A 24863-nucleotide genomic window follows, 5' to 3' on the forward strand; every position below is an offset into this window, starting at 1 on the left:
AAGGCAGGGGGACGACGACGGCGACCCTCGCCTTTTCGGTGAGGGTCGCCGTCGTCGTTCATTTCCGCTGACAAGCAGGTCAGCGGGAGATGATCAGGACTCGCCGCCCGCGTTGCCGGTGGAACCGGCGTTGACGTTGTGCAGCTTGTACTTCTCGATTGCCTGGGCCGGGGCCTGGGCATCGACTTCGCCGCGGCGCGCCAGTAGTTGCAGGGAACGGACCACGATGGAGTGGATGTCGTTCTTGAAGAAGCGGCGGGCCGCTGCGCGGGTGTCGGAGAAGCCGAAGCCATCCGCACCCAGCGTGGCGAACTCGTTCGGCACAAACTGGCGGATTTGGTCCGGGACGGCCTTCATGTAGTCCGAGACCGCAACCACGGGTCCTGTGGCACCGGCAAGCTGCTGGGTCACAAACGGAACACGGGCGGGCTTGCCCGGGTTCAGGAACGCCTCTTCCTCGGCGGCCATGCCGTCGCGGCGCAGTTCGTTCCAGGACGTGACGGACCAGACGTCGGCGGAGACGCCCCAGTCCTCGGCGAGCAGCCGCTGGGCTTCGATGGCCCAGGGAACCGAGACGCCGGAAGCCAGGATCTGGGTCCGGGGACCGTCGATCTTCGCCGGAGCCAGGAGGTAGATGCCCTTGAGAACACCTTCCACGTCGAGCTCTTCGGGTTCTGCGGGCTGCGTGATGGGCTCGTTGTAGACCGTGATGTAGTACATCAGGTTCCGGTCAGCCGAATCGGGCCCATACATACGCTCGATGCCGTCCCGGATGATGTGGCCCATCTCGTACCCGTACGCGGGGTCGTAGGTGACCACTGCCGGGTTCGTGGAGGCCAGCAGCGGGGAGTGGCCGTCGGCGTGCTGGAGGCCTTCGCCGGTCAGCGTGGTGCGGCCGGCGGTGGCGCCGATGATGAACCCGCGGGCCATCTGGTCCCCGGCGGCCCAGAAGGCGTCGCCGGTGCGCTGGAAACCGAACATGGAGTAGAACACGTACACCGGGATCAGCGGTACGCCGTGGGTGGCGTACGCGGTGCCGGCGGCGGTGAATGCCGCGACGGCCCCTGCTTCGTTGATGCCGGGGTGGATCAGCTGGCCCTGGGCCGATTCCTTGTAGGCCAGGACCAGGTCCCGGTCCACGGAGAGGTAGTTCTGGCCCTTGGGGTTGTAGATCTTGGCCGTGGGGAAGAACGCGTCCATGCCGAACGTGCGGGCCTCATCGGGGATGATCGGCGCGATGTGCTTGCCGAAGTTCTTGTCCCGCATAAGGTCCTTGAGGAGCCGGACAAACGCCATGGTGGTGGCGGCCTGCTGCTTCCCGGAACCGCGCTTGGCGACTTCGTACGTTTTTGCCTCCGGGAGGGCGATCTCCTGGTGCTTGGAGCGGCGCTCCGGAACAGAACCGCCCAGCTGGGCACGGCGTTCCATCATGTACTGGATCTCCGGCGCATCGGTGCCCGGGTGGAAGTACGGAGGCTGGTACGGGTCCTTCTCCAGCTGCTCGTCGGTGACCGGAATCCGGAGGTGGTCGCGGAACTTCTTCAGGTCATCGAGGGTGAGCTTTTTCATCTGGTGGGTCGCGTTGCGGCCCTCGAAGTGGGGTCCGAGTCCGTAGCCCTTGACCGTTTTGGCCAGGATCACGGTGGGCTTACCCTTGAACTCGGTGGCAGCCTTATACGCGGCGTAGACCTTGCGGTAGTCGTGGCCGCCGCGCTTGAGGTTCCAGATCTCGTCATCGGACAGGTCCGCGACCATGTCCTTGGTCTGCGGGGTCTTGCCGAAGAAGTGCTCGCGGACGAATCCGCCGGATTCTGCCTTGTAGGTCTGGTAGTCACCGTCCGGGGTCTCGTTCATGATCTTCACGAGCGAGCCGTCGGCGTCCTTGGTGAGCAGGTCATCCCACTCCCGGCCCCAGACGACCTTGATGACGTTCCAGCCCGCGCCACGGAAGAACGCTTCGAGTTCCTGCATGATCTTGCCGTTGCCGCGGACGGGACCGTCCAGGCGCTGGAGGTTGCAGTTGATCACAAAGTTCAGGTTGTCCAGGTTCTCGTTCGCGGCGAGCTGGAGCAGGCCGCGGGACTCGGGCTCGTCCATTTCGCCGTCGCCCAGGAACGCCCAGACCTGCTGGTCCGAGGTGTCCTTGAGGCCGCGGTTGTGCAGGTACCGGTTGGACTGGGCCTGGTAGATCGCGTTCATCGGACCGATGCCCATCGAGACCGTGGGGAACTCCCAGAACTCCGGCATCAGGCGCGGGTGCGGGTAGGAGGAGAGCGCGTGGCCTTCCTTGGACTTTTCCTGCCGGAATCCGTCCAGATCCTCCTCGGCGAGCCGGCCTTCCATGAACGCGCGGGCGTACATGCCGGGGGAGGCGTGGCCCTGGAAGAAGACCTGGTCACCGCCGCCGGGGTGGTCCTTGCCGCGGAAGAAGTGGTTGAAGCCGACCTCGTACAGTGTGGCGGCCCCGGCGTACGTGGAGATGTGCCCGCCCACCCCGATGTTCGGCCGCTGTGCCCGGTGCACCATGATGGCGGCGTTCCAGCGCATGTACGCCCGGTACCGGCGCTCGAACTCTTCGTTGCCGGGGAACGGAGCTTCCTGGTCCACCGGGATGGTGTTCACGTAGTCCGTGGTGGTCACCATCGGCACACCGACACTCTGCGCGCCGGCGCGCTGCAGCAGGCTCCGCATGATGTATTGGGCACGTTCCGTGCCCTGTTCCCTGATCAGTGCATCCAGGGACTCAGCCCATTCGGCGGTCTCTTCCGGATCACGATCAGGCAGCTGGTTTGTCAACCCGCTGAGGATATGGGAGGTATCTTCTCCTGCAGCCACGTCCAACCTCTCTTTGCGCGCATGCATCGGCGCCCACATGCCGGGCAGGGTGACTGTCCGGCATGAATGCGACGTGTGCGACGTATCGGTTACAACAGCCCGGTCATGTGCGCCGGGCAGGGTCCTATCACGCCTATGTCTGCCATTGAGTTCCAGGCGGTCGCCCCGCAGGCATAGTTGTCACCAGTCACTCTAGCTGTGACTCCAGCACGATGCGTAGCCGCGTCCATGGCGTCCCTGTTGTATTTCGCCGTCATACTGGTTGTGTGACGAAAGCCGCTGCAACGCAGGCTGACGGCGCCGGATGTGACGCAGAATATGGCGGATCGCGGTGGCGGCAGCTTGAAGCGCAGGCACAAAGGGTGTTGGCTGGGAGTAATGGAAATCACTATGCGAATTGCATGTATTAGGCATTGGAGGAACACGTGAGCGAGGCCGACGCCGCCACTTCGGTAAATGTGGCGGAAAAATTGGGTTTCAAAAACGGGGATCTGATTCAGGAGTTCGGTTACGACGACGACGTCGATTTCGACTTACGTGATGATATTGAGGACCTGACAGGGTCCGAGCTCCTGGACGAGGACGACCACGACGTTGTTGACGCCGTCATTTTTTGGTGGCGGGACGGCGACGGGGATCTGGTCGACAGCCTCATGGATTCCCTGACCACCCTGAGTGAAACCGGGGTTGTTTGGGTGTTGACGCCAAAGTCAGGGCGCACCGGGTACGTGTCGCCGGCGGAAATTCAGGAAGCGGCGCCCACTGCGGGCCTGCACCTCACCACCTCGGCAGGTGTGTCAAAGGACTGGAGTGCCACCCGCCTGGTCAGCAGGAAGAACAAGTGACGGCAGCTCTTGCCGTAGCCGGGCAGACTGTTCCGGCGGTGGGGGAGCTTGCCCCGGACTTTGAGCTGGTAAACCAGTTCGGAGAACCTGTCCGGTTATCCAGTTTCCGCGGGCAGAACGTTGTGCTCGTGTTTTATCCGTTTGCTTTTTCGGGTGTCTGTACCGGCGAGCTCTGCGAAATCCGGGACAACCTGGCCGCGTTCGAGGATGCCAGGGCCACCGTCCTGGCCGTGTCCGTGGACAGCAAGTTCAGCCTGCGGGCTTATGCCGAGAAGGAAAGCTACGGCTTTGACCTTCTGGCTGACTTCTGGCCGCACGGCGCTGTCGCTTCCGCCTATGGAGTCTTCGACCCGGAGAGTGGCATGGCTGGGCGCGGGACGTTCATCATCGATGCAGCAGGAACAATCCGCTACGTCGTGGTGAATCCGCGCGGGCAGGCCCGCGAGCTCGCCGAGTACCAGGATGCTCTGGCAGGTCTGGAACAGGCCTGAGGCCGCATGGACCAGCAGCGGCACGGCATCGGCCTGACAGGCTTCGCCAGCCTACCGGCCGCTGACCCTGCCGCGCTGTCCAGTGCGGACCTTCAGGGGCTTGAACGCGTCCGGGAGCTATTGTCCGGCAAGCGGCTGGCGTTACTTACCGGCGCAGGGCTGAGCACCGATTCGGGCATACCGGATTACCGCGGGCCGGACGCCGTGCCACGTTCGCCCATAACTTACCAGGAGTTTGTGCGCGACGGCGCCAACCGCCAGCGCTATTGGGCGCGGAACCATATCGGCTGGTCCCACTTGCGGCACGCAGATCCAAACCCTGGGCACAATGCGGCCGCAGAACTTGAGCGGCGGGGCCTGCTCACTGGGTTGATCACCCAGAACGTCGACCGGCTGCATGAAGACGCCGGCAGCCGGAATGTCATTGACCTCCACGGCCGTTATGACCGGGTGGTCTGCCTCGATTGCAAGCGCACGTACACCCGCCGCCTGCTGTCGGAGGTGCTCGAAGAACTCAATCCCGGCTTCCTGGCGCGCGCCACAACTTCCGGCCTGGTGGAAATGGCGCCCGACGCCGACGCCACTGTTGAGGACATTGCTCTGATCAGCAGTTTTGTGGTCGCTGCCTGCCCCGCCTGCGGCGGAATGCTCAAGCCAGACTTTGTCTACTTCGGCGAGAACGTGCCCAAAGAACGCGCAGAAGCCGCCTACGCGATGGTGGACAGTGCAGAGGCATTGCTTGTTGCCGGTTCATCGCTGACCGTGATGAGCGGACTGCGGTTCGTCCGTCACGCGGCGAAGGACGGCAAGCCTGTGGTGATCATCAACAGGGGCGGTACCCGGGGCGACCAGTACGCCACCATCAAGCTCGACGCAGGCGTCAGCGAGGCACTGACCTGGCTCGCCGCCGAACTCCCCGATCTTTGACCGTTGGGGGCCGACCGTGTCGATTGGCTTTTCGTCCCGCCCGTCAGGTAGAGTTTATGTTCGTTGGCTGACGCGCTGAGGTGCGAAAAACCGGCAGTTTGGGTCTTTAGCTCAGCTGGTAGAGCGCCACGTTTACACCGTGGATGTCATCGGTTCGATCCCGGTAGGACCCACCACCAAACCCCGTTGTTCCTGGCCCGAGTGGCCGGGAACGGCGGGGTTTTTGTTGCCCTGTGCGGTTCAGGGCGTAGGGTCGGCCCATGAATGTGAATGGGGTCGAGTATCTCCGCGGCAGGGATTCCCTCAATAGACCCGTGGAGCTCGTGGCATACGACGCAGGGTAGCGGGAGATCTTTTGCGACCTCCGCGACAACATCCGTTCGGCACTGGGCTCCACAAGCATCACAGTGGAGCACGTCGGCTCGACATCTGTTCCCGAGCTTGCTTCGAAGCGCGAGCCGGCGTGGTTCGAACACCGCCGGTTTCGGGACTACCTGCGAAGTAGCCAGGACGCCCGGATCGAATACGAGCAGCTCAAACGTAGGCTGGCGGATCAGGAATGGACTTTCATGCAGGACTACGCAGAAGCCAAGGGTTCAACAATCCGTGCCCTCCTGGCTCAATACCGCTAGGGCGCCAAATTGTCGGTGGCTGTCCCTAGTGTTCCCGCTATGGAATATGTGGTGGTGAAGACGGCCAGGGACGGCAGCCCGACGGCGGTGGTCAGCAACGGCAGGGAATGGGCCGTCGGTGCCGACGCAGTGAGATGGTTTGAGCGTGTGAGCTGGTGGGAGGCGCAGCGGCGTATGCCCAAAGGTCTGGGCCGCGTGGACGTTGAGGTCTTGCAGGTCCAGGTGCGGCTGGGCCGCAATCCGCAGTCCGCGTTGACCACCATGGTGCTGGAGCGCGACGGCCTTGGTGGCGGCTGGAGGCTGAGGGAATCCGTGGTGGACGTCGCCTGAACCCGGCGGCCAAGGCCACGACAACATTCAGGCATTGGAAAACCCTCCACCGCGACTATTGGGGGATGCCGCGGTGGAGGGTCTGAAATGAATATACCGTGAACTTCCTGAAACAAACAAATGCCACGCGAACCGGGGTGCGGGGCGCGGTGGACGGTGCCTTGGCCCGGGCCCTGAATCGCCGCTAAGCCATTATGATGGTTACTGTTCAGCAGAATGAACGCATCTACGCGACGCGCCCCGGCGTGCCGATCGAAGGAGAATCATGGCCGATTCCCGCACTTCCCGCTCCTCCGAGGGTTTGGGGAGCACCTCGCCGGCGCCGGCGGTCACGCGTGCCGCCGCCGTCATGGACGCCTTGTCAGCCTCTGCGACGGGGCGGCTGACACTGAGCGATCTGGCCCGCGAGCTGGGTATCCCCAAGTCGTCCACCTCCAACCTGTTGCTGGCATTGGAAGAAGCCCGGCTGATCAGCCGCCAGGGCGCCGAATTCACGCTGGGCCGCAAGCTCGTGGAACTCGGAGCCGCCTATCTCAGCCGGCTCGACGAAGTACAGGAGTTCTACCGGTTCTGCGAGCAGGCGCCGACCCTTTCCGGGGAGACGGTACGAATAGCCATGCTGGACGGAACCAACGTGATCTATTTGGCCCGCTACGAGGGCCATCCGGCGGTCCGCCTGACGTCCAACATCGGCGACAAGATGCCGGTGTCCCTGTGTGCCGTGGGCAAGGCCCTGATTGCCCGCCTTCATGACCACGACGTCGACGCAATGTTTTCCGATGACGCCCAACTTCCGGTGCTGACCCCGAAGTCCCTCCGCACGGGGGCCGAATTGAAGGCACAGCTCACAACCATCCGTGAACAGGGCTATGCGTTCGAAGATGAGGAATCCACTATTGGAGTGGTCTGCCTGGCTGTGGCCGTGCCTACGCGCGGCGCCCACGGCCCGAGCCTTGGGTTGTCAGTCACGGCCCTCAAGGCCACATACTCCGCGGAGCAGGGTTCCCGGATGGTCAAGGAACTGAGCGAGCTGGCGCGGTCCCTGGGCAACCCCATGGGCTGAGTGCCCCCGCTCTGGCGGCCCTATTTAACGTTCATCACCCCGGTTGTGAACAAAACATCCGTCAACCACTTGCTGCGTGTTCAACTTGCTGTACTCTGTTCAATATAGTGATCGACACCACGGAGTGTCCTCGCTATCCCACCAGGCCAACGGGGGCCTGGAGTGTTTTTGAGGGAGTTCTTGTGACAACTCGTACTAAATCACGGCAGACTGACATGGACGGCGCCGCCGTCGATCCGGAGCAGCTGCGAAGGGCAACCCTTGCCAGCTCGGTAGGCTCCGCACTGGAGTACTACGACTTCTACATCTACGGCCTCGCCTCGGCCTTGGTCTTTGGGCCGCTCTTCTTCTCACCGCTGGGGGAAAGCGGCGCCGTGATCGCGTCATTCGCCACCTATGGTGTGGGCTTCGCAGCCCGGCCGTTCGGCGGCATCGTCTTCGGCTACATCGGTGACCGGTTCGGCCGGAAGATGGTCCTGATCCTGACCATCGGCCTGATGGGCATGGCCAGCTTCGCCATTGGGCTCCTGCCCACCTTTGAACAGGCGGGAATGGTCGGCGCAGTGCTCCTGGTGGCCCTTCGGATCCTTCAGGGCCTGGGCGCCGGTGCCGAGCAGGCAGGCGCCACCACCCTGATCTCAGAAGTGGCCCCGCGCCGCCGTCGTGGATTCTTCGCCGCACTGCCGTTCGTCGGCATCCAGCTGGGCACCCTGCTCGGCGCAGGCACCTTCGCCCTGATGGCACTGGCGGACAAGGAAGTACTGCAGGGCTGGCTGTGGCGCGTTCCGTTCCTGGCGAGCGTCATCCTGATTGTCATCGCGGTCTTCATCCGACTCCGGCTCAAGGAAACGCCGGTCTTCCAGGAACTGGAAAAGCACAAGGCCGTGGTCAAGAACCCCGTCGTGCAGATCTGGAAGCACTCGAAGAAGAACGTGCTCATCGGCATCGGCCTGCGGATGGGAGAAAACGGAAACTCCTCCATTTACTCCGCCCTCCTGGTATCCTTCATCAGCATGCCCGCCGGAATCTTCGCCGGCGACAAGTTCATTGGCCCCACCGGCCTCCTCATTGCCGCTGGATTCGCAGCGGTCATGGTGGTCACCTTCGGCGCCCTTTCCGACCGCTTCGGACGCGTTCCTGTATACCGCTACGGCGCCCTCTTTCAGGCCGTCATCGCCCTGCCGGCCTTCTACCTGGTCACGCTCGGCAACGTCACCCTCGTCTGGGTGGTCATGGTGGTGGGCATTTCACTTGGCGTGCAGTCCATGCTCGGTCCGCAGTGCGCCATGCTGCCGGAACTCTTCGGCTCCCAGCACCGCTTCACCGGCGTGGCGCTGAGCCGTGAACTCTCCGCCGTCCTGGCCGGCGGATTCGCACCCATGATCGGTGTGGCCCTCCTGGCTGCGACAGGCCATTCCTGGCTGGTTCCCGCCATCTACTCCCTGGTCCTGGCGCTGATCTCCTTCGGCACCACCTTCTTCACCCCGGAAACCAACGGCCGGGACCTGATCCTGGTGGAGGACGCACGCTAGGCACTCCACCCATGCAATAGGCGGCCTCCCCTTGATGGGGAGGCCGCCTATTTCCGTGCCGCTCGCTAATTGGGCGCCGCTGCTCAGCGTAAGTACGTAACTAATTCGCCGCTGACAGCACGCGGACACAACCGCCTGACACAAAAGAGCCCCTGCTGCGGATTCCTGTTTCCAGGATCCACGGCAGGGGCTCTGTAGTGCGGGCCGGGGCCTGCGCCTTAGTAGAAGTGGACCGGGTCCACCAGGTGGGGGAGGTCGCCGCCGTCGAGGAACGTGCGCAGGTTGCTGCAGAAGCGCTCCGCGATCAGGCGGTTCTCCGCGGCACTGAGCGCCGAGGTATGCGGCGACACCATGACCCTGGGGTGTTTCCACAGCGGGCTGTCCTGGGGGAGCGGTTCCACGGCAAAGACATCAAGGCAGGCGTAGGAGACCTGGCGGTTGTCCAAGGCCTCCAGCAGGGCGTCCTCGTCCACCACAGTGCCGCGGCCCACGTTCACAAACACCGTTCCCGGCTTCATTGCGGCAAACACCTCACGGTTGAAGAGCTTCTCCGTGTACGGCGTGCCGGGCAGCGTATTGACGACGGCGTCCGCCGAGGCGAGCAGCCCGGCCAGTCCGTCGTTGCCGGCAACCTGCTCGATTCCTTCGATCGGCTCAACATTCCGCTTGGTGCCGCTGACCGTCATGCCCAGGGCGCGGGCGATCCGGGCGGTCTCCAGGCCGATTTCGCCCAGGCCGGTCACAACCAGCGTGGAACCGCTGACCAGACGGGTGGGGGTCCGAAGCTCGGGCCACACCTTGGCGGCCTGGTCCTGGGCCAACTCGGCGCTGCGCTTGAAGCCATTGAGGATTCCCAGCGCAGCGAATTCTGCCAGCGGCAGGGCATGGACGCCGGCGGAGGTGGTCACCTTGAACTTGAGGAGTGTTTTCTGGTCCAGCCCGGAGGCCTTGACGGCACCGCCGGCGCCGGCGGCCATCGCGTGGACCCACTGGAGCCGTGGATTCTCGCTCGCGATGCGGGCAAGGCCCGAGGGGCTCTCATTGGGCAGGCCGTACAGAACCTGCGCCTTGTTGAGCGTGGCCCAGTACTGCTCCTCCTGCGCGCGAGTCCGTTTGAAGTCCGGATCCCCGGAGTGGTCGGCCGGAAAACGCTCGGGCGGAAGCAGGTCCGGCTCATAGAGGACAGTTACGGAGGGGTCTACGGCGCGGATGCGGTCCACCAGCTCTGCTTCGAGCGGGACGGCGATCGCGACGGTGGTTAGAGTCGTCATAGTGTTCATCATACTGAATAGCGGCTAGGATATTGGACAGATTTCCCTTCATTAACCACACAACGATGTGAGTCGAGGCCTAGATATGGAAGACAGAACAGCGGGCTTTGTAGGCCTGGGGCTGATGGGGCTGCCCATGGCAGCGAATCTGGTCCGCGCCGGCTGGGCGGTCACCGCCTGGAACAGATCCGAAGCTCCCCTCCAGGAATTCGTGGCGCAGGGTGGCCACTCCGCGCCCGACGTTACATCCCTGCGGGACCTGCCAATCATCGCCTTTATGCTCCCGGACCTGTCCTTCATCGAGGAGGCCTCGGCGGGGTTGCTGGCGAGCTGGGATGCGAATCCGCCGCACGCCGGCACTGCCGTAGTGGTCGCAAGCTCAGTCTCACCGGCGAAGGTCCAGGACTTCGGGCGACGGGTCCACGCGGCAAGCCACGGCCGCGCCACTGTGGTGGACGCCCCAGTCAGCGGCGGGACCAAGGGCGCGACCGACGGCACCCTGGCCATCATGGCCGGCGGTACCGCGGACGACTTCCGGCGGCTCGAGCCCTTCTTCAACGCGATGGGGACAACCGTCAGGCACATGGGCCCACTGGGCGCGGGGTCGCTCGCCAAGGCCTGCAACCAGCTCATTGTAGGAACCACGACGGCGGCGCTCGCCGAAGCGGCCGAGCTCGCCGAGCGCTCCGGGATGGATCCGGCGGCGCTTTTCGGCGTCCTGGCCGGAGGCCTTGCGGGCAGCCGTGTGCTGGAGAACGTGGGACCGCGACTGGCCCGGAAGGACTACACACCAACAGGCCCGGCGAAGTTCATGCATAAGGACCTGTCCTTTGTGCTCGAATCAGCCAGGGCGGCCGGCGCTGCCGTGCCGATGGCGACGGCCGGCGTCGAGCTTTACGCCGAACTGAAGCGCCAGGGCCTTGGCGATCAGGACCTTGCCGTGGTCCGCCAGGCCATTTCGAATCTGAGCGACAACACCACTAGCGCGGAACCTGCGGATGCCGCAACGAAAGGGACAGCTGCACCATGAGTGGACTTTTTGATTTGACGGGGCGGGTTGCCTTGGTGACGGGTTCGAGCCGGGGGATTGGTCATGCGTTGGCGCGGGCGTTGGCTGATGCCGGGGCGACGGTGGTGTTGAACGGGATTAATGCGGAGCGGTTGAAGGCGGCGGAGGCGGCGATGGCCGCGGACTTCGCGCCGGGGCGGGTGCATGGTGTCGCGTTTGATGTCACGAGTGATGCCGAGGCTGCCCGGGGTGTTTCGTGGGTGGAGGAGCATGTGGGTCCGTTGCAGATCCTGGTGAACAATGCCGGGATCCAGCACCGGGTGCCGATGCTGGAGCTCGATGTGGCGGATTGGGAGCGGGTGATCAGGACGGATCTGACGGGCGCGTTCCTGGTGGGGCGTGAGGCGGCACGGCATATGATCCCGCGGGGCAGGGGCAAGATCATCAATATCTGTTCGGTGCAGACGGATCTGGCCCGGCCCACGATCGCCCCGTATGTGGCGGCCAAGGGCGGGCTGCGGAACCTGACCCGGGCGATGACGGCGGAGTGGGCGGGCTCCGGGCTGCAGATCAACGGGATCGCCCCGGGCTACATCCACACGGAGATGACGCAGAACCTGGTGGATGATGAGCAGTTCAATGCCTGGATCCTGGGCCGGACCCCGGCGCACCGGTGGGGCACGGTCCAGGACCTGGCCGGCCCGGCGGTGTGGCTGGCTTCGGACGGATCGGATTTTGTGAACGGGCAGACGATCTTTATCGACGGCGGAATGACGGTGGTGGTCTGATGGGCGCTTCAGCAGTGGCTCAGGGGACCGAAGCAACAGCCCTGCTTGGTTCCGGGGTGCCGGTGTCGGGTTTGGCGGTGGTGGCGCATGCGGCGGGGGATCTGCGGATCGAGGAGGTCCCGCTGGGTGCACCGGCCGCGGACGAGGCCGTGGTGGAGGTTGCCTATGGCGGGATCTGCGGGTCGGACCTGCATTACTGGCTGCACGGGGCGGCGGGGGAGTCCGTCCTGAGGGCGCCGCTGGTGCTGGGGCATGAGATTTCCGGGACCGTGGTCCGGGCCGCGGCGGACGGGACCGGCCCGGCCGCGGGCACCCCGGTTGCGGTCCATCCGGCCACCCCGGGTCCGGGTGCGGGGGAGGTGCGGTGGCCGGCGGACCGGCCCAACCTGTCCCCGGGCTGTACGTATCTGGGCAGCGCGGCACGGTTCCCGCACACCGACGGGGCGTTCGCCCGGTACGTGAACCTGCCGTCCCGGATGTTGCGGGCGCTCCCGGCCGGTCTTGATCTGCGGACCGCGGCGCTGATCGAACCCGCGTCGGTGGCCTGGCACGCCGTCGGACGTGCCGGGGACGTGGCCGGCAAGAGTGTGCTGGTGATCGGCTGCGGCCCGATCGGCGCCCTGGCCGTCACGGTCCTCAGACGTGCCGGCGCGGTTCGGATCACCGCCGTCGACGTCCATGCCAAACCGCTGGAGATCGCCGCCGCCGTCGGCGCGGATCACACCCTGCAGGCCGGGGATACGGACGCGATCGCCGCGGTGCAGGCCGATGTGGTCATCGAGTCCTCGGGCAGCCACCACGGCCTGGCCTCAGCCATTCAGGGCGCGGGGCGCGGCGGTACCGTGGTCATGGTCGGGCTGCTGCCCACCGGACCCCAGCCGGTCCTGATCTCCCTGGCCATCACCCGGGAGCTGGACCTGCGCGGGTCCTTCCGCTTCAACAACGAAATCGACGACGTCATCACAGCCCTCGCCGACGGCACCCTGAACATCGGCCCCGTCATCACCCACGAATACCCCCTCAGCCAAGGCCTGGAAGCCTTCGAAACAGCCAGGAACTCCGCCACATCAGGAAAAGTCCTCCTCAACTTCCAACCGGAATAGCACGATAAAGGACGCCCTGGTTCTGGCTGGTTCTGGGCGTTGTCAGCTCCGGCGGACGGGAAGGAACACCCGGGGCTGGTCCGTCCACGTTCCGGACAGCCGGGATGTGGTGCGGCGCATGATCTGTTCAGAAGCGGCCCGGGCCGTGGCGGCGTCCCCGGCGGCAACCGCTTCGGCGAGATCGACGTGCCACTGCAGCGCCCCCTCATGGGGGTGGTCCGGCATTAGTCCGTGGACCGTGCGCCCCGTCAGGGTCTCCGCCACCTGCCCCATCAGGTTGGCGAACATTTCGTTCCCCGATCCGGAAAGCAGGACCGAGTGAAAGGCGATGTCCAGCTCCAGGAACTTCTGCGCGTCCCCGGAGTGGCCGGCGTCGCGCAGGGCATGGGCAATGTCCACCAGCTCACGCCGGAGCTGTGCCGGGGCATTGTTCGCGGCCAGCTCGGCAGCTGCGGGCTCGACGGCGGACCGCAGTTCGATCAGTGAACGCAGCTGGGCGCCGCGGGCGTCGCTGGATAGCCGCCAGCGGATGACCTGGGAATCGAAGGGGTTCCAGCGGCTCGGCGGCAGCACGCGGATCCCCACCCGCTTGGTGGTTTCCACGAGGCCCAGGGACTGAAGGACCCGCACGGCCTCGCGGACCACGGAACGCGAAACCTGCAGTTCTTCCTCAAGGTGCTCGGCCAGCATAATGTGTCCGGTGGGCAGCTCGCCCGTGATGATCCGGGTGCCTAGGTTCTCGATGGCACGGTGGTGCAGGCTGGTCGACATGGACTCAAGCCTAAACTGGGATTGACTGGGCCCGTTCCACAAAGTGGGCACCGCTTCCCTCAAGCCGATTGAATATATATGCTTTATTAGGATCCATCGGTTCGTGACAGCGTGCTTCGCAGCGAACGCGGAGCCATCTGCACATCCATTGCACAACGAAATTGGAGTTTTGATGTCTGCACACATCGGTGTCACCGGCCTTGCGGTGATGGGCGCCAACCTGGCCCGCAACCTGGCCCGCAACGGCTTCACCGTTGCCCTGCACAACAGGTCTGTTGAAAAGACCGACGCGCTGCTCGAAAAGCACGGCACGGACGGCGACTTTGTCCGGACCGAAACGCTGCAGGAACTTGTTGACTCGCTGGAGAAGCCCCGCCGCGTCCTGATCATGGTCAAGGCCGGCAAGCCGGTTGACTCGGTCATCGAGCAGCTTGAACCCTTGCTGGAAGCCGGCGACATCATCATCGACGCCGGAAACTCCCACTACGAGGACACCCGCCGCCGCGAAGCCGCGCTTGCGAAGAAGGACCTGCACTTCGTCGGCATCGGCGTCTCCGGCGGTGAGGAAGGTGCCCTGAACGGCCCGTCCATCATGCCCGGTGGTTCCAAGGAGTCCTACGACGCCCTCGGCCCGCTGCTCGAAAAGATCTCCGCGCACGTCGACGGCAAGCCCTGCTGTGCCTGGATCGGTACCGACGGCGCCGGCCACTTCGTCAAGATGGTCCACAACGGCATCGAATACGCCGACATGCAGGTCATCGGCGAAGCCTTCGACCTCCTCCGCTCCGGCGCCGGCATCGAACCCGCTGACCAGGCCAAGATCTTCGAAGAGTGGAACAAGGGCGAACTCGCCTCCTTCCTGATCGAAATCTCCGCCGAGGTCCTGGGCCACGTTGACACCCGCACCGGCAAGCCGTTCGTAGATGTTGTGGTGGATGCCGCAGGCCAGAAGGGCACCGGACGCTGGACGGTCATCTCCGCGCTGGAGCTTGGTTCCCCGACGTCGGGCATCGCCGAGTCGGTCTTCGCCCGCGCCTTGTCATCGCAGTCCGAGCAGCGCAAGATCGCCCAGGAACTACTCGCCGGTGAGGAAATTGCCGTCGACGTTCCAGATACCTTCGTTGAGGACGTCCGCCAGGCGCTGTACGCGTCCAAGCTGGTTTCCTACGCCCAGGGCCTGGACATGCTGACCTCAGCAGCCAAGGAATACGGCTGGGACCTCAAGCTGGACGAGATCGCTTCGCTGTGGCGCGGCGGCTGCATCATCCGTGCAGAGCTGCTCAAGGAAATCACCAACGCCTACGCCGCCGAAGATAAGCCGGCCAACCTGCTGTTCGCCCCGGCGTTCACCAAGGCCATCGCCGAGGTCCTGCCGGCATGGCGCCGCGTGGTCTCCACCGCCGTCCAGCTCGGCATCCCCGTGCCGGTCTTCTCCTCTTCACTGGCCTACTACGACGGCCTGCGCCGCAAGCGACTGCCGGCCGCAGTGATCCAGGGCCAGCGTGACCTCTTCGGCGCGCACACCTACGGCCGCGTCGACGCTGAGGGCACGTTCCACACCTTGTGGGGCGAGGACAAGTCTGAAATCGAAGCAGTGGACACGCACTAATCCCCATGCTCTGATTGCATCAAGCTGCAAACCCTGCGGCCGGCACTTCCCGGATATTCTGGGAGCTGCCGGCCGTTGGCGTTTCCGGCAGCAGCCGCGGTGTCCGTCCATACCAAGGAGTCAGAATGCCCAAGCCAGTCGCATTTGTTACGGGAGCTTCCACGGGTATCGGCTTCGAGGCGGCGAAGAAGCTCAGCAGCCATGGCTTCATCGTCTACGCTGGCGCCCGCCGCGTGGACAGGATGGAGCCGCTGAAAGCGCTGGGCGTCCAGGTCCTGGCACTGGACGTGACGGACGACGACTCGATGCGTGCCGCCGTCGGCCGTGTCCTGGAAGAACGAGGGCGGATAGACGTTCTGGTCAACAACGCCGGCTACGGGTCCTACGGGGCGCTGGAACAGGTGGACCTGGCCGAAGGCCGGCGCCAATTCGAAGTGAACGTCTTTGGCCTTGCCAGGATGACCCAGCTGGTCCTGCCGGCCATGCGGAGTGCGGGCCGGGGCAGGATCATCAACATCTCGTCCATCGGCGGAAAATTCTACGAACCCCTCGGTGCCTGGTACCACGCCACGAAGTTCGCCGTTGAGGGCATGAGCGATGCGCTGCGGCTGGAACTCAAGCCGCACGGCATCGACGTCGCCGTTATTGAACCGGCAAGTACGCTCAGCGAATGGGGCCGGATTTCCGCTGACGGGCTGTTGGCCAGCAGCGGCGAGGGGCCGTACGCCGCCCAGGCAAAGCACATGGCGGATGTCCTGGCGTCCACGGACAGGCCGGAGACGTCAACGCAGCCAGCGGTGATTGCTGCGGCTGTACTGCACGCGGCCACGGCTGCGCGTCCCCGGACCCGGTATCCGGTGGGCAGGGGAGCGGCAGCCATTCTGGGCCTGCGGCGCGTCCTGCCGGACCGGATCTATGACGCGGTGGTCATGGCAGTCCTGAAGCGTGTTGCCGGGTAGAGGCTGCAGTAACGGATCAGATCCGGTATTCGATGTCGTACTCGGCCGGATCCACTGCGGGTTTGGTTTCGCGCTGGGCATCGCGGTGGCGCCACTTGGCGGGCACTCCGGTGACAATCGATTCCGGCGGCGCGTCCTTGACCACCACGGCGTTGGCGCCCACGGCGCTGTCCCGGCCGATGGTGATGGGTCCCAGGATCTTGGCCCCGGCACCGATGGTGACCCGGTCCTCAATGGTGGGGTGGCGCTTGACCTTGGCCAGGGAGCGGCCGCCCAACGTGACGCCGTGATAGATCATCACGTCTTCGCCGATTTCGGCGGTCTCGCCGATGACCACACCCATACCGTGGTCGATGAAGAAGCGCCGGCCGATCGTGGCGCCGGGATGGATCTCGATTCCGGTCAGGAAGCGGCCCAGCTGCGACACCAGCCGCGCCGGGAACCGCAGCCCCGGGCTTTGCCACATACGGTGCGTCAGCCGGTGGATCCAGATGGCGTGCAGCCCCGAATAGGCGAAAAAGTTCTCAAAAGAACCTCGAGCCGCCGGGTCGTGTGACCGGGCGGCGTCGAGGTCTTCCTTCAGTCTTGCGAAAAAGCCCACAAAGTTCTTTCTACAGGAAACGGGGCGACAACGGACTGATCAGCCGCGGATGTCGTCATAGAGCACGGTGGAGATGTAACGCTCACCGAAGTCGCAGACAACCGCCACGATCAGCTTGCCGGCATTCTCCGGACGCTTGGCAAGTTCCAGGGCACCCCAGACGATGGCGCCGGAGGAGATGCCGCCGAGGATGCCTTCCTTGACGCCAAGTTCACGGGCGACGCGGACGGAATCCTCCAGGGTGGCGTCCAGGACTTCGTCGTAGACGTTGGTGTCCAGGATTTCCGGGATGAAGTTGGCGCCGATGCCCTGGATCTTGTGCGGCCCGGGAGCGCCGCCGTTCAGGATGGCGGAGTCCTTCGGTTCGATGGCCACAATCTGGACGTCAGGATTGCGTTCCTTCAGGACCTGGCCGACGCCGGTGACGGTTCCGCCGGTGCCGATGCCGGCGACGAAGATGTCCACCTTGCCGTCGGTGTCGGACCAGATTTCCTCGGCGGTGGTGGTGCGGTGGATCTCAGGGTTGGCCTCGTTGGCGAACTGCTGGGCCCAGATGGAGTTCTCCGTGTTGGCCACGATTTCCTGGGCCTTTTCCACGGCGCCGCGCATGCCCTCGGAACCCGGGGTCAGCACAATTTCGGCACCGAACGCGCGCAGCATAACGCGGCGTTCGGTGGACATGGTCTCCGGCATGGTCAGGATGACCTTGTAGCCGCGGGCAGCGCCCACCATGGCCAGGGCGATGCCGGTGTTGCCGGAAGTGCCTTCAACGATGGTGCCGCCGGGCTTGAGGGCGCCGGACTTCTCGGCGGCGTCAACGATGGCCACGCCGATGCGATCCTTGACGCTGTTTGCCGGGTTGTAGAACTCCAGCTTGACGGCCACAGTGGCGCCCAGGCCCTCGGTGAGCCGGTTCAGGCGGACCAGCGGAGTGCCGCCGACCAACTGCGTTACATCGTCATAGATCCGTGCCATGTAGATATGCCTATCTCTCAAGAGTGAATGCTGAGGTCAGCCTAACGATGGCTGAGCGGCGCTGCTAAGCATTAAGCCATGCAGAGTAATATTTCCTGGCCTTGGCGAGCTTGGGATTGATGATCACCTGGCAGTAGCCCTGCTCGGGATACTTGGCGTAGTAGTCCTGATGGACCTCCTCCGCGGCATGGAACCGCGGCAGCCGGCTGACCTCGGTCACAATCGGGTGCGACCACAGCGCCTGGTTCCGTTCGATGGCTTCCTCGAAGAGAATCTTCTCCTCGGTGGTCTCATAGAACATGGACGAGCGGTACTGGGTGCCGACGTCGTACCCTTGGCGGTTGAGCGTGGTGGGATCGTGCAGGGCAAAGAACATGTCCAGGATGACCTCGGCCGGAATGACGGCCTCGTCAAAGGTGACGGCCACAACTTCGGCATGGCCGGTGGTCCCGCCGCAGACGGAGTAGTAGTCGGGGTACGGGTCGTGGCCGCCCGTATAGCCGGAAACCACCGAGCTGACGCCTTTGGTTATCTGGTAAACGGCGTCAAGGCACCAGAAGCAGCCTCCACCAAGAACAAAAGTTTTCATGACCTCTTCAATGGTTGAGTGCCCCGGATGATTCCCTGACCACCTTACGAGACTGTGACACATGCGGGCCAGATGGCTCCATGGGGTAAAAATGAGACTATGGAACCTGTGAACACCGGCGTTACAGATGCGGACAAGCACGACGACGGCACCCTTACCGGGGAGGACGCTGCAGCGGATGGTCCAGCTGCTCCCACGCTGGGCCAGGTGCTGCTGGCGGTCGAGGAACTCTGGCCCGAGTCCCTGGCCGAAAACTGGGACGAAGTTGGGCTCGTGGCCGGCCACCCCTCAGCGCCCGTTACCAGGGTGATGTTCGCCGTTGATCCCACGCTCACGGTGATCGAGGAAGCCGTGGAATGGGGTGCCGAGCTCCTGATCACCCACCACCCCTTGCTCCTCAAAGGCGTCACGTCGGTGGCCGCCACCACTGCCAAAGGGCAGGCCATCCACCGTCTCATCGAGTCCGGCACCGCTCTCCTGACCGTTCACACCAACGGTGATTCCGCCGTCGGGGGCGTTTCCGACGTCCTGGCTGATGCGCTGGGACTGGAGGGCGTTGTCCCGCTGACCGTTGCCGCAAACGGCCTGCCCGAGGAAGGCATCGGACGCGTGGGTGATCTGGCGGACGTGATGAGCCTGGGCGATTTCGCAGCCAGGGTGTTCGGCATCCTGCCGTCGGTGGCCGGGGGAGTCCGCGTGTCCGGGGATAAGGATGGGCTGGTGCGGCGTATTGCGGTTTGCGGCGGGGCCGGGGATTCCCTGTTTAACGAAGTGCGGGCCAACAACGCCGACGTCTATGTCACCGCCGACCTCCGGCACCATCCGGCGTCCGAAGCCCGGGAAGCGGCAGTGAACGGCCGGCCGTACCTGATTGACGTTTCGCACTTCGCCAGCGAATGGCTCTGGCTGCCCGCCGCTGCGTCGGCACTGGGCAATGTGCTCGCCGATCAGGGCCACGACGTCGAGATCCAGGTAAGTACCACCAACAGCGATCCGTGGGACTTCATTCTGACGCCGGGCTAAGCCTGGCGTGCGAACTCCGTCGCCGGGCCCACACCGGCGAGGGACCCACACCGAGCGCAGCGAGGTTTGGGAGCCGGTGGGGACCTGTCGAGCCTGGGGAGCACGCTAGGCGCTAGAGTCTATAGAGCGCCGATACGGTGCCCGGCTTCGGCCGGATTGGATTTAGCGGAGGTAAATAGTGGCCAAGGCAGCACCGGCGGAACAGTTGAAGTTGCTCGAACTGCAGGGGCTGGACGCAAAGCTCAAGTCCCTCTCCAACGGCCGTCGCGCCCTGGAAACTGATCCTCGGATCGAGGACCTGCAGTCAGCCCTTTCCGTCGCCAACGGTGAACTCGGCTCCGCCAAGATGGCCGTCCATGACGCCGAGGCCGAGCTGAAGCGCGCCGAGGCCGACGTCGAACAGGTCGCCTCCCGCATCGAACGCGACGAAGCCCGGCTCAACAGCGGAACAGGGCTGTCAAAGGACCTCGTGGCCCTGCAGAAGGACATTGCCTCCCTCAACAAGCGCCGGTCCGACCTTGAAGACGTGGAGTTGGAAGTCCTGGAACGCCTGGATTCGCTGCGCGAGCGCCAGGCTGCCCAGCAGCTCATCGTGGACAACGTCCAGGGCTCGTTCGGAGGCATCCGCGCCGAACTCGATGAGGCCCTGGCCGAGGTGGCCGCTGAAGCGACCGTTGTCCGCGGCAAGCGTGCCGAATTCGCTGCAGGACTCGACGCCGGGATGCTGGCTATTTACGAAAAGACGCTCGCTAAGCGGGGAGTGGGCGCCGCCCGGTTGTTCCACGGAACCTCTGAAGCCTCCGGCATGAAGCTGAGCCCCGGAGACCTCGCAGAAATCAAGGCCGCCGCCGAAGACGACATTGTGTTCTGCCCGGACTCCGGCGCCATCCTCGTGCGCTCCGCCGAGTGGAACACCCCCGCCCCAACTGCCTAGCAGCCCATGTAAGTAGCACTAACTGTCGTTTTGAACGTTCAAAACGACAGTTAGTGCTACTTAGTTGGGAAGGATGATGTTCAGGGCGTGCGGTTTCCGCGCTGAACCGTCAACCAACTCCGCGTCCCATTTCTCGCGCGCGGCCTTCAGCAGCTGTACCGGGGTCTGCGGGGCGTTGCCGCGGCGGGCAAGCAGGTGCCGTGCCAGCTCGCCGCGCGTGTGTTTCGCGAAGTGGCTGACCACCTTGCGCACCCCGTTGACCTCGGTGAACACGTTGATGGCCACCGTCTGAGCCGGCGGTGGTGCCCATGCCACGGCATACGTGCTGGAGCGGCAGTCCACGAGCAGATGCCCGGACACGGACTCCGCGAGGGCTTCCGAAAGCTGCGGCTTCCAGAACGAGGCGAGGCGGCCGACGTCGGGCAGTGCCGTTCCCATCGACAGCCGGTAGGCGGGCACACGATCGGCGAAGCGGATGGCACCCCACAGGGCCGAGATCACGAGCACCGAACCATCGGCCTTCCGGCGCTGCGCCGGGGTCAACGTTTTGTAGCCGAGGGCGTCGTACAGAACGCCCGAATAAATCTGGTGCGCAGGGGCCGCCGGTTCGGCGTGGAGCCGGGTGTTGCGTTCGACGTCGTCCTGCAGTGATGCGCCGACGCCGAGCAGCGCGAGGGCATCCTCATGTGCACTCACCGTCCCCAGCGCTTCCAGGACCTTGGCCCGGTAGGTGTTGAGTTCAGGAAAACTCAGTGACGGCCAGTCGACGGCGGACCCGCGGACTGCGGGGGTCTTGCCTTCGGAGGGGGGAAGCAGAATCAGCACCGTACGATCCTACCGGCGACTGAGGGGCCTCCTTCCGGCGGTAGACTGGCTGCGGATGGGTTGACCAGGCGGCCGCGCGTCACGCAAGTGGCTCGAGGAACGTCCGGGCTCCGCAGGGCAGGGTGGTGGGTAACGCCCACTCGGGGTAACCCGCAGGCCAGTGCCACAGAGAACAGACCGCCTGCGTCTTCCGGCAACGGAAGCTCAGCAGGTAAGGGTGAAACGGTGGTGTAAGAGACCACCAGCTTCCCGGGTGACCGGGAAGGCTAGGTAAACCCCACCCGGAGCAAGGCCAGACAGGACACGTTTGAGGGCTGCCCGCCCGAGTGTCCGGGTAGGCCGCTGGAGGGCGTCGGCAACGGCGTCCGTAGATGGATGGCCGCTACTCCCGCGCTGGTAACGGCACGGGAGCACAGAACCCGGCGTATCGGTCAAGCTGTCCACTTTGAGGGGTCATTCTCCCGTGATTATGCGGGGGAATGGCCCTTTTTTCGTTGGTTTGGCAGGTAACACGGCTTGTTTCTACTTCTGCATCTTTCCGCTATTTTGTGCGGTTTACTCGGTGAAGAAACTCCCTGACGGCCGGCAGGCTTAAACACGAAATGCGCCCCATCACCCGGGCTGACCAGGTGATGGGGCGCATTTTCGTGCAAGCCGTAGACTTGGCCTGCTTACGACATTGGGGAACTCATGGCAACGATTGATGAACAGACTGCTGCGCCGAGCGCCACAAGCACACCCTCGCATCGGGTGCGTAGCCTCGATGGGTTGCGGGGCGTCGCCGCCTTAGTTGTAGTCATCAATCACATCATGGTGACAGCCACGACGTTCGCTGACGTCGCTAACACGAGCGGCCGGGCCGACACCCTGTCGTTCGAGTGGTGGCTCTCGTACACTCCGCTCCACCTTCTCTGGGGCGGCACGTAAGCGGTCTTCATCTTCTTTATTCTCAGCGGCTACGTTCTGACCGGGCCGACCGAAAAGAAGTCGTTCTCTTGGTCGGCTTACTACCCGAAACGCCTGGTCCGGCTATACCTGCCGGTGTGGGGTTCGCTCGTGCTGGCGGGCCTGTCGACATTGGTCGTAGCTCGTCACGGCGTGGACGGCGGCAGCTGGTGGGTAAACAACCATGAGCCATTCAACGTCAAGAGCGCAACCGTCAGCGGGCTCCTGCTTGGGCCAATCGACTTCCTAAACAACCCGCTGTGGTCCTTGTCGTGGGAAGTGTGGTTCTCGCTGCTACTGCCGGCGTACGTCGTCCTGTGCCGGAGGAGCGCGGAAACACTCCAGCGCACCGTTCTGTTCCTCGCACTCCTGGTCGTGACAGTGGCGGCCGGGACACTGACAGATTCCAAGGCGCTGCGTTACCTGCCGATGTTCGCCATCGGAATCCTGCTCTACATGCAGCGTGAGGCCATCAGCCGCTGGGCAGCTACCCTCGACACAAAGCGGTGGGCTTGGCCTGCCATTCTCTGTGGCTCGATCACCCTTCTCACCGGCTACTGGATGGCTCAAGCGTCGCCCGCCATCCCTGAGGCCTTGGTGACGCTTGCCCGCTCGGGACAGGTCATTGGTGCCGCCCTCGTGGTGATCATCGCCCTTCACTGGGGTCCGGCCAGAACCTTCCTTCAGCTGCCGGCCATCGGGTGGCTGTGCGCGCGGTCATTCAGCCTTTACCTGACACACGATGCAGTGGTCATCTCCACTACCTTCGCCCTCGGCGGTACCCCTCCACTCTGGATCACAGCGCTTATCGCAGTCCCCACGTCGCTCTTACTGGCTGAGCTGTTCTTCCGGACAGTGGAACGCCCAAGCCACGAGCTTTCGAAGCGCGTGGGTACAGCGCGTCAGGGGAAGGCAGCGCGCCGCAAATAGCAGCACACCGCCGTAACCCCTACGTGGTGAAGAACTCGTCGCCCTCGCACAAGGCCACCAGTTCGGAGATGCGTTCGTCCGGGCCTGCCTTCTTCAGCCACACCCGGGTATCGCCGTCCTCGCCGCCGCTGGCGAGGATCTCGGCTGGGGTGATCGTTGCGCCCTGGTGGGCTTCCGCCCCGAAGGACGAGGCCGGGAACACTACCGAGTCGTACCGGCTCGCGGCCCGCCACGCCATGGATGGCGACCGGAAAAACGGTCCTAAAACACTGCGGCGCCGATACGTCGAATGTCGGTTGCGTAGCTCATGCTGGTGGTTCCTCGCACTGGGCGGGGTGAAAACCAAGTTGGGGTTTGGATGCGACGCAACGTTTATTTATGGGGAGCTCGAAGGCGACCTCCTCGGTTTCTATGACCACAGCACCGGTAACACGCACGTTGACGTGCGACTATCCCGGCGCAATCAGCACATAACGATCACGCACGAAGGCTTCCACCGCATGGGCAGGCACGGGCCCGCGCCGTCCGCCGTCGTCGTCGCCAGCGAAATCGGGGTCGAACTGATGACAGCGCACTACTTCATCGGCTTCCGATCCCTGCTGGACGGCTTCATTCAGTGCGGGTCCGCGGCCGAACTCGCGAAGTTCCTCCACGTAGACAAGGGACTGGTTTACGCGCGGATGCTGGGGCTGACCAAGGCCGAGCAGTTGATGCTCGTCGTCTGCGGGAGGCACTGTATAGGCGTTGATACTGGAGAGCCACAGGTGCCGCCTGACCCGGTCGCCTGGCCAAATTTGCCGGGCCTGACATATGAGGTGAAACCGTGAGAGTGGCACAAGTGGCACAACTTTTGGTTCACCCTTACGCGCGCGCATATACGCACGCGCAAACAGCTCATCAATACTTGTGCCATTCGTGCCACTCGCCCTCAGAATCGTGGTGTCGATAATGGCCAGGGTGCGGGATCGGTGGCTGAAGCGGGACCGGAAAACCCGCACCGCCGAGTACGGTGTTGGGCTGCGGTGGCAGGCCGTCTGGGACGAGCCCGGTGGGCAGGAGCGGAAGAAGTCGTTCGCGACCAAAGACGCGGCAGCCGACTACGTCTTGGGTGTGCAGTCGGAGATCCGCAGCGGCACCTATCATCCGAAGGGATCGGGTGCGGTGACAGTGGGGGAGTGGGCCGAGGTTTGGTACACCGCCCAGGTTCATCAGCGGGAAGGGTTGCAGGAGACGATTCGGCGGCGCATGGACCGGAACATCATCCCTACCCTGGGCTCGGTGCAGCTGTCGGAGCTGAACCGTGCGGACATCCAGGCAGCAATCGCGGTGTGGTCACGGACCTTGGCGCTGTCGACGGTGAAGACGACGTGCGTCTATTTGGCGGGGATGCTCAAGCAGGCAGTCATCGATAAGCAGTTGAAGGCGTCGCCGACGGCGGGAGTAAACCTTCCGAAGGTCGAGCGCGCCCCGGTGCGACCGTTGAGCGTGGCCACGGTTCAGGCCCTGGTGAACGTGATGGGCGGCGGCGTACCGTGAGGCGGTGGTGTTCGCCGCGGCGACGGGGCTGCGGCCGTCGGAGCTGTTCGGGCTCACCTGGGATCGGCTGGACCTTGGCGCTGGCCTCGTGACCGTGGACCGGCAGCTGATCAAGCGCGGACCGGATGGGTTGCCTGTGCTGGGGCCGTTGAAGACGGACGCGTCGTATCGGTCGGTGAAGATCGGGTCTGCGACCATCCTGATGTTGAAGGGCCGCGGGGTGCAGCCGGCGGACGCCCTAGTGTTCCGTGTTAATGGTTTGTTTGCGTTTCATCTTGCCCAGGAGATAGTCCGCTGATTTGGTCCAGGTGAATGGTTTGGCGTCCTGGTTGTAGTTCTC

Annotated in this window: 26 protein-coding genes, 1 tRNA gene and 1 other RNA gene; 20 read left to right on the forward strand and 8 right to left on the reverse strand. The window is 64.2% G+C overall.

Annotated elements, in window-relative coordinates:
- Window positions 1-93: 93 nt before the first annotated feature.
- Window positions 94-2862: a pyruvate dehydrogenase (acetyl-transferring), homodimeric type gene (aceE, locus tag ACX80X_RS15730; RefSeq protein WP_252601653.1), complete on the reverse strand. Its 2769-nt coding sequence runs from the start codon at window positions 2860-2862 to the stop codon at window positions 94-96.
- Window positions 2863-3260: 398 nt separating this feature from the next.
- Between aceE and ACX80X_RS15735 the strand changes: the two genes are divergently transcribed.
- The 8 genes from ACX80X_RS15735 to ACX80X_RS15770 all read left to right on the forward strand — a co-directional run bounded on the left by ACX80X_RS15735 (window position 3261) and on the right by ACX80X_RS15770 (window position 8655).
- Entirely contained in the window at window positions 3261-3680 is a 420-nt protein-coding gene (locus ACX80X_RS15735) for a DUF3052 domain-containing protein (RefSeq protein ID WP_056341561.1), read from the forward strand.
- Complete coding sequence (locus ACX80X_RS15740) at window positions 3677-4171, forward strand: peroxiredoxin (protein WP_252601561.1); 495 nt, start codon at window positions 3677-3679, stop codon at window positions 4169-4171. The genes ACX80X_RS15735 and ACX80X_RS15740 overlap by 4 nt, the downstream gene beginning before the upstream one ends.
- A gap of 6 nt (window positions 4172-4177) precedes the next feature.
- A complete protein-coding gene (locus tag ACX80X_RS15745; protein ID WP_252601559.1) occupies window positions 4178-5098 on the forward strand; it encodes an NAD-dependent protein deacetylase in 921 nt (306 codons plus the stop codon).
- Window positions 5099-5198: 100 nt separating this feature from the next.
- Window positions 5199-5274: transfer RNA gene (locus ACX80X_RS15750), tRNA-Val, on the forward strand.
- 174 nt (window positions 5275-5448) lie between these two features.
- On the forward strand, window positions 5449-5730 hold the full coding sequence (locus ACX80X_RS15755) for a GrpB family protein (RefSeq protein ID WP_374209886.1): 282 nt from the start codon (window positions 5449-5451) through the stop codon (window positions 5728-5730).
- A 39-nt stretch (window positions 5731-5769) separates the two neighbouring features.
- Window positions 5770-6060, forward strand: coding sequence for a hypothetical protein (locus ACX80X_RS15760; RefSeq protein ID WP_252601558.1), 291 nt, complete (start codon window positions 5770-5772; stop codon window positions 6058-6060).
- A gap of 265 nt (window positions 6061-6325) precedes the next feature.
- Complete coding sequence (locus tag ACX80X_RS15765; protein WP_252601556.1) at window positions 6326-7123, forward strand: IclR family transcriptional regulator; 798 nt, start codon at window positions 6326-6328, stop codon at window positions 7121-7123.
- 215 nt (window positions 7124-7338) lie between these two features.
- Window positions 7339-8655 (forward strand): MFS transporter, encoded by a 1317-nt coding sequence (locus tag ACX80X_RS15770; RefSeq protein WP_252601651.1) that lies wholly within the window; start codon window positions 7339-7341, stop codon window positions 8653-8655.
- Window positions 8656-8873: 218 nt separating this feature from the next.
- Here ACX80X_RS15770 and ACX80X_RS15775 read toward each other — a convergent pair whose 3' ends face one another.
- Entirely contained in the window at window positions 8874-9938 is a 1065-nt protein-coding gene (locus ACX80X_RS15775; protein ID WP_308216202.1) for a D-2-hydroxyacid dehydrogenase, read from the reverse strand.
- 73 nt (window positions 9939-10011) lie between these two features.
- On the opposite strand from ACX80X_RS15775, the gene ACX80X_RS15780 reads away from it, so the two are divergent.
- The 3 genes from ACX80X_RS15780 to ACX80X_RS15790 are packed head-to-tail and all read left to right on the forward strand — an operon-like array spanning window position 10012 to window position 12826.
- The gene (locus ACX80X_RS15780; RefSeq protein ID WP_252601550.1) at window positions 10012-10956 is read left to right on the forward strand and encodes an NAD(P)-dependent oxidoreductase; all 945 of its coding nucleotides are present in this window, start codon (window positions 10012-10014) and stop codon (window positions 10954-10956) included.
- The gene (locus ACX80X_RS15785) at window positions 10953-11723 is read left to right on the forward strand and encodes an SDR family oxidoreductase (protein ID WP_459312578.1); all 771 of its coding nucleotides are present in this window, start codon (window positions 10953-10955) and stop codon (window positions 11721-11723) included. The genes ACX80X_RS15780 and ACX80X_RS15785 overlap by 4 nt, the downstream gene beginning before the upstream one ends.
- A complete protein-coding gene (locus tag ACX80X_RS15790; RefSeq protein WP_459312580.1) occupies window positions 11723-12826 on the forward strand; it encodes an L-idonate 5-dehydrogenase in 1104 nt (367 codons plus the stop codon). The genes ACX80X_RS15785 and ACX80X_RS15790 overlap by 1 nt, the downstream gene beginning before the upstream one ends.
- 42 nt (window positions 12827-12868) lie before the next feature.
- On the opposite strand, the gene ACX80X_RS15795 is transcribed toward ACX80X_RS15790, so the two are convergent.
- Window positions 12869-13597: a FadR/GntR family transcriptional regulator gene (locus ACX80X_RS15795; protein WP_252601543.1), complete on the reverse strand. Its 729-nt coding sequence runs from the start codon at window positions 13595-13597 to the stop codon at window positions 12869-12871.
- A gap of 172 nt (window positions 13598-13769) precedes the next feature.
- Between ACX80X_RS15795 and gndA the strand changes: the two genes are divergently transcribed.
- Entirely contained in the window at window positions 13770-15206 is a 1437-nt protein-coding gene (gene gndA / locus ACX80X_RS15800; RefSeq protein ID WP_104060870.1) for an NADP-dependent phosphogluconate dehydrogenase, read from the forward strand.
- Between the two features lie 125 nt (window positions 15207-15331).
- Window positions 15332-16165, forward strand: coding sequence for an oxidoreductase (locus ACX80X_RS15805; protein WP_252601540.1), 834 nt, complete (start codon window positions 15332-15334; stop codon window positions 16163-16165).
- 16 nt (window positions 16166-16181) lie between these two features.
- Here ACX80X_RS15805 and epsC read toward each other — a convergent pair whose 3' ends face one another.
- From epsC to msrA, 3 genes are all read right to left on the reverse strand, one after another.
- Window positions 16182-16766 (reverse strand): serine O-acetyltransferase EpsC, encoded by a 585-nt coding sequence (gene epsC / locus ACX80X_RS15810; RefSeq protein ID WP_252601539.1) that lies wholly within the window; start codon window positions 16764-16766, stop codon window positions 16182-16184.
- Between the two features lie 39 nt (window positions 16767-16805).
- Window positions 16806-17741, reverse strand: coding sequence for a cysteine synthase A (gene cysK, locus ACX80X_RS15815; protein ID WP_058932137.1), 936 nt, complete (start codon window positions 17739-17741; stop codon window positions 16806-16808).
- Between the two features lie 64 nt (window positions 17742-17805).
- Window positions 17806-18330, reverse strand: a complete 525-nt coding sequence (gene msrA / locus ACX80X_RS15820) for a peptide-methionine (S)-S-oxide reductase MsrA (protein WP_252601537.1) — start codon at window positions 18328-18330, stop codon at window positions 17806-17808.
- A 99-nt stretch (window positions 18331-18429) separates the two neighbouring features.
- On the opposite strand from msrA, the gene ACX80X_RS15825 reads away from it, so the two are divergent.
- Both ACX80X_RS15825 and ACX80X_RS15830 read left to right on the forward strand, forming a co-directional pair.
- Window positions 18430-19353: a Nif3-like dinuclear metal center hexameric protein gene (locus ACX80X_RS15825; RefSeq protein ID WP_252601535.1), complete on the forward strand. Its 924-nt coding sequence runs from the start codon at window positions 18430-18432 to the stop codon at window positions 19351-19353.
- Between the two features lie 178 nt (window positions 19354-19531).
- On the forward strand, window positions 19532-20287 hold the full coding sequence (locus tag ACX80X_RS15830; protein WP_252601533.1) for a zinc ribbon domain-containing protein: 756 nt from the start codon (window positions 19532-19534) through the stop codon (window positions 20285-20287).
- A gap of 60 nt (window positions 20288-20347) precedes the next feature.
- Here the strand turns inward: ACX80X_RS15830 and ACX80X_RS15835 are convergent, their stop codons facing one another.
- The gene (locus ACX80X_RS15835; RefSeq protein ID WP_252601531.1) at window positions 20348-21112 is read right to left on the reverse strand and encodes a YaaA family protein; all 765 of its coding nucleotides are present in this window, start codon (window positions 21110-21112) and stop codon (window positions 20348-20350) included.
- 56 nt (window positions 21113-21168) lie between these two features.
- Here ACX80X_RS15835 and rnpB point away from each other — a divergent pair.
- Together rnpB and ACX80X_RS15845 are read left to right on the forward strand one after the other, a co-directional pair.
- An RNA gene (gene rnpB / locus ACX80X_RS15840) (RNase P RNA component class A) lies at window positions 21169-21555 on the forward strand.
- A gap of 493 nt (window positions 21556-22048) precedes the next feature.
- Entirely contained in the window at window positions 22049-22987 is a 939-nt protein-coding gene (locus ACX80X_RS15845; RefSeq protein WP_459312592.1) for an acyltransferase family protein, read from the forward strand.
- A 19-nt stretch (window positions 22988-23006) separates the two neighbouring features.
- On the opposite strand, the gene ACX80X_RS15850 is transcribed toward ACX80X_RS15845, so the two are convergent.
- Window positions 23007-23225 (reverse strand): hypothetical protein, encoded by a 219-nt coding sequence (locus ACX80X_RS15850; RefSeq protein ID WP_252601528.1) that lies wholly within the window; start codon window positions 23223-23225, stop codon window positions 23007-23009.
- Window positions 23226-23322: 97 nt separating this feature from the next.
- On the opposite strand from ACX80X_RS15850, the gene ACX80X_RS15855 reads away from it, so the two are divergent.
- The 3 genes from ACX80X_RS15855 to ACX80X_RS15865 all read left to right on the forward strand — a co-directional run bounded on the left by ACX80X_RS15855 (window position 23323) and on the right by ACX80X_RS15865 (window position 24821).
- Complete coding sequence (locus tag ACX80X_RS15855; protein WP_459312583.1) at window positions 23323-23814, forward strand: hypothetical protein; 492 nt, start codon at window positions 23323-23325, stop codon at window positions 23812-23814.
- Window positions 23815-23902: 88 nt separating this feature from the next.
- The gene (locus ACX80X_RS15860; RefSeq protein ID WP_459312585.1) at window positions 23903-24523 is read left to right on the forward strand and encodes a hypothetical protein; all 621 of its coding nucleotides are present in this window, start codon (window positions 23903-23905) and stop codon (window positions 24521-24523) included.
- 4 nt (window positions 24524-24527) lie between these two features.
- Entirely contained in the window at window positions 24528-24821 is a 294-nt protein-coding gene (locus ACX80X_RS15865) for a site-specific integrase (RefSeq protein WP_459312587.1), read from the forward strand.
- Window positions 24822-24863: the final 42 nt, after the last annotated feature.

It is taken from the genome of Pseudarthrobacter sp. MDT3-1 (genome assembly GCF_054510755.1).

Coding starts and splice junctions, on each gene's coding strand:
- aceE (WP_252601653.1), bottom strand. CDS start 2,862: ATGCATGCGCGCAAAGAGAGGTTGGACGTGGCTGCAGGAGAAGATACC.
- ACX80X_RS15745 (WP_252601559.1), top strand. CDS start 4,178: ATGGACCAGCAGCGGCACGGCATCGGCCTGACAGGCTTCGCCAGCCTA.
- ACX80X_RS15760 (WP_252601558.1), top strand. CDS start 5,770: ATGGAATATGTGGTGGTGAAGACGGCCAGGGACGGCAGCCCGACGGCG.
- ACX80X_RS15765 (WP_252601556.1), top strand. CDS start 6,326: ATGGCCGATTCCCGCACTTCCCGCTCCTCCGAGGGTTTGGGGAGCACC.
- ACX80X_RS15770 (WP_252601651.1), top strand. CDS start 7,339: ATGGACGGCGCCGCCGTCGATCCGGAGCAGCTGCGAAGGGCAACCCTT.
- ACX80X_RS15775 (WP_308216202.1), bottom strand. CDS start 9,938: ATGATGAACACTATGACGACTCTAACCACCGTCGCGATCGCCGTCCCG.
- ACX80X_RS15780 (WP_252601550.1), top strand. CDS start 10,012: ATGGAAGACAGAACAGCGGGCTTTGTAGGCCTGGGGCTGATGGGGCTG.
- ACX80X_RS15785 (WP_459312578.1), top strand. CDS start 10,953: ATGAGTGGACTTTTTGATTTGACGGGGCGGGTTGCCTTGGTGACGGGT.
- ACX80X_RS15790 (WP_459312580.1), top strand. CDS start 11,723: ATGGGCGCTTCAGCAGTGGCTCAGGGGACCGAAGCAACAGCCCTGCTT.
- ACX80X_RS15795 (WP_252601543.1), bottom strand. CDS start 13,597: ATGTCGACCAGCCTGCACCACCGTGCCATCGAGAACCTAGGCACCCGG.
- gndA (WP_104060870.1), top strand. CDS start 13,770: ATGTCTGCACACATCGGTGTCACCGGCCTTGCGGTGATGGGCGCCAAC.
- ACX80X_RS15805 (WP_252601540.1), top strand. CDS start 15,332: ATGCCCAAGCCAGTCGCATTTGTTACGGGAGCTTCCACGGGTATCGGC.
- cysK (WP_058932137.1), bottom strand. CDS start 17,741: ATGGCACGGATCTATGACGATGTAACGCAGTTGGTCGGCGGCACTCCG.
- msrA (WP_252601537.1), bottom strand. CDS start 18,330: ATGAAAACTTTTGTTCTTGGTGGAGGCTGCTTCTGGTGCCTTGACGCC.
- ACX80X_RS15825 (WP_252601535.1), top strand. CDS start 18,430: ATGGAACCTGTGAACACCGGCGTTACAGATGCGGACAAGCACGACGAC.
- ACX80X_RS15850 (WP_252601528.1), bottom strand. CDS start 23,225: ATGGCGTGGCGGGCCGCGAGCCGGTACGACTCGGTAGTGTTCCCGGCC.